Raw genomic sequence first — 3067 nt, 5'->3', positions numbered from 1 at the left:
AGCGCGGCTTGTTCAGATCGGCCAATCCGGATCGGCCATGATCAGCCCCATGTCGCGACTGAAGATCAGGCGCGCCAGAACGGCTTGCTGGCTTCGGACTGGGCTTCCAGATCGCTCAGGCCGATGTCGCGCAGCATGTGCGCGTCGAGTTCCATCAGCTCGCGACGGCTGACGATACGATACTTCCAGGTCTTCAGGGTGTCGGTCAACCGCTGGATAAGATCAGCGGAAGAGTCGGCCGAACGTCGACCGGCATAACCGGGCGTGCGAACTGCCAGTGCCATGATGTGAGTCCTCAATAAAAACGGCCGGCGTGTCTCGCCGGCCTTCCGTTCTTTCGTGATCGGAATATGGGGTTTTGCTGCACCTGCGAGAAGTGCGCCTTCTACATGGTTGACATGATTTGGCGCCATGGCTGGCCTAGGAACATTCGCCGACGCCCTATTACTTCAGGCTCGGTCAACTTAGAACCGGCGCCATCCGTTCCATTGCAACTTTCAGCCTCGCGGGCGAGCTGGCGAAGCAGAGGCGGAGATAGCCTTCGCCGCCCTCGCCGAAAGCGGCGCCGGGCGCCAGACCGACCTGGGCTTCGTCGACGATGCGCTTGGCGAGCGTCAGGCTGTCGGAGGCCCCCTCCACCGAGAAGAAGGCGTAGAAGGCGGCGTCGGGACGCTGGACCTTGACGCGGGGCAGCGACTCGAGCACGCCGCAGACGATGTCCCGGCCGGTCCTGCACCGCTCGACCATATCGGCCAGAAAGCCGTCACCCTGTTCCAGCGCGGCGATGCCGGCCTTCTGGACGAAGCCGGGGACACCGGAATTGTTGAACTGGACCATCTTCTCGTAGACCGGCCCGAACGACGGCGGGGACACGACCCAGCCCAGCCGCCAGCCGGTCATCGCCCAGTTCTTGGAGAAGCTGTTGATGACCAGCAGCCGGTCTTCCGGTTCGGACACGTCCAGGAAGGACGGCGCGCGGCTGCCGTCGTAGACCATACGGGAATAAACCTCGTCGGACATCACCCAAAGGCCGCGCTCGCGCGCGAACTCCATCACGCGGCGCATGTCGTCGGTGCCCATCGTCCAGCCGGTCGGATTGCAGGGCGAGTTGATGAAGATCATCTTCGTCCTCGACCCGCAGGCGTCGAACAGGCGGTCGAGATCCAGGGTCCAGCCGGCGTTCCCCAGCGACAGCGGCACCTGCCGGACGACGCCGCCCATGATCTCGATACTCGCGAAGACGTTGGGCCAGACGGGGGAAACGATGACGACCTCGTCGCCCGGATCGATCAGGCTTTGGATCGACAGCGAGATCGCGGTCATGCCCGATCCGGTGACGGTGATCCGGTCGGCGTCCACCGGCATGCCGTAGGTCCGCCGGTGATAGGCCGCCAGGGCATCGCGCAGTTCCGGCAGGCCGCGTTGCCAGGTGTAGAAGACATGGCCTTCGCGCATCGCCTGATTGGCGGCATCCATTACGAAGTCCGGAGTCGGGACGTCTCCCTCGCCGAACCAGAGCGGGATCATCCCATCGCGCCCCCTGCCGTATCTGGCAATCTCGTCGATCAGGCTATGGGGAAGAGCGTCGATCGAGGGACGGATGCCGGGACCTTGGGACATGGAGGAATGGCCACGAATTTAGTTGAGTGAGGCAACCGTCATACCCTGGGCTGCTTTGTTTGTATAGCGCCCGAACCCATGAATTCCTCTCATGCCGATATGAGAAAGCTTTGTTTGAAGAAGAGAGGCAGGTACGTAAGGCTGGGGGCCGGACGCATAGGGAGAAAAAGGCGATGAGCGATCCCCAAGGGGACAAGGTCCATCAGGGCGGCTGCCTGTGCGGCGCGGTCCGGTACAGGGCGACGGGTATGCCCAAAGACACCAACATCTGCTACTGCACCCAATGCCAGCGCCAGAGCGGAGCACCGATGCCGGCCTTCGCCAACTTCGATCGGGACAAGTTCGAACTCGTGAAGGGCGAGCCGGGAAGCTACCGGGCTTCCGGCACCGCGTCCCGGCAGTTCTGCCCGAACTGCGGTTCCTGGCTGTTCTGGATGCAGGACGGCGGAACGCGCATCTCGATCACCTTGGGAAGCTTCGACGATCCTTCCGACTTCCCGGCGCCGGACTACGAGATCTGGACCGAACACCGGATCAAGTGGCTGGGTAACATACCCGGCGCTGCCTCGTATCCGGGCGACAATTGAATCTCTCACCGTTTCGGCAATAAAAAACCGGCGGCGGAATGATTCCGCCGCCGGTACGTTTAACGCCCCCACACTGCTTCAGCTTGCCGCAGCCTGAGTCTGCGTCGCTGTCGCCGCGTTCTGCGTCGTAGTGTTGTGGGGCGGAGGCTCCTGATCGACCACCGTGGTCCGGGCCGCCGCAGTCTGAGACGTCGCCGGCTCCACCGGCGGAGGAGCCGGCGGAAGGCGGTTCGGCTCGTCGATCTGGACCGCGATGCTCGGGGTCTTCCACTGCATGCTGTCGAAGGCGCCGCAATGTCCGCAGTTGCTGCGCCATGACTTGGACGGCGTTCCGCATTCCTTGCAGATCCAGATCGGATCCGGCTCGGCATTGGCGGCCTTGGCCAGCCAGTCGCGGGCGGCCGCGATGTCGCCGTGCTCCGCCTCGGCCAGCTCCGCCAGCATGCGGTAGACCCGGTCGCTCTGGCGCTGGGCCAGCGCCTTGCTCAGGTGGTTGCGTGCCTCGCCCCACAGCTTGGCGTTCATGGAAATGCGGGCGAGCGCTATGTGGCCGTCGATGTTGTCGGGTGCCAGCGACTGAAGCCGCTCGAACCGCTTGACCTGGGCCAGCGGATCGGTGTCCTGGCTGATGTCGCGATAGGCGTCCGCCAGTTCCGGATGCGGCCGGGTGGTCCAGGCCTTCTCGATGACCTTTGTGGCCTTCCTGTGCTTGCCCGTGCGGGCCAGCAGACGCGCCAGCCGGGAGGCGGCCGGCGGGAAGGCCGGTTCCAGCTTGGCGGCCGCCGCCGCGTGGCTTAGGGCGGCATCGTGCTGGCCTTCGAGTTCCGCCTCGTAGCTGCGCTCCAGCAGCAATGCCGCGC

At 64.4% G+C, this 3067-nt stretch carries 4 protein-coding genes; 1 reads left to right on the top strand and 3 read right to left on the bottom strand.

What is annotated here, in order from left to right; translation table 11 throughout:
* Positions 1-65: 65 nt before the first annotated feature.
* Together AC5JJ6_RS11455 and AC5JJ6_RS11450 are read right to left on the bottom strand one after the other, a co-directional pair.
* Positions 66-413: a DUF1127 domain-containing protein gene (locus AC5JJ6_RS11455; protein ID WP_496042153.1), complete on the bottom strand. Its 348-nt coding sequence runs from the start codon at positions 411-413 to the stop codon at positions 66-68.
* Positions 414-459: 46 nt separating this feature from the next.
* A complete protein-coding gene (locus AC5JJ6_RS11450; RefSeq protein WP_496042152.1) occupies positions 460-1620 on the bottom strand; it encodes a pyridoxal phosphate-dependent aminotransferase in 1161 nt (386 codons plus the stop codon).
* A gap of 173 nt (positions 1621-1793) precedes the next feature.
* Between AC5JJ6_RS11450 and AC5JJ6_RS11445 the strand changes: the two genes are divergently transcribed.
* Positions 1794-2207: a GFA family protein gene (locus AC5JJ6_RS11445; protein WP_496042151.1), complete on the top strand. Its 414-nt coding sequence runs from the start codon at positions 1794-1796 to the stop codon at positions 2205-2207.
* Positions 2208-2285: 78 nt separating this feature from the next.
* Here AC5JJ6_RS11445 and AC5JJ6_RS11440 read toward each other — a convergent pair.
* The coding region (locus tag AC5JJ6_RS11440; protein ID WP_496042150.1) for a tetratricopeptide repeat protein at positions 2286-3067 on the bottom strand (782 nt) is incomplete at its 5' end.

It is taken from the genome of Skermanella sp. (assembly GCF_059503625.1).
Note: the sequence above shows the minus strand (reverse complement) of the source record. Positions and strands in the feature narration are given on the sequence as shown.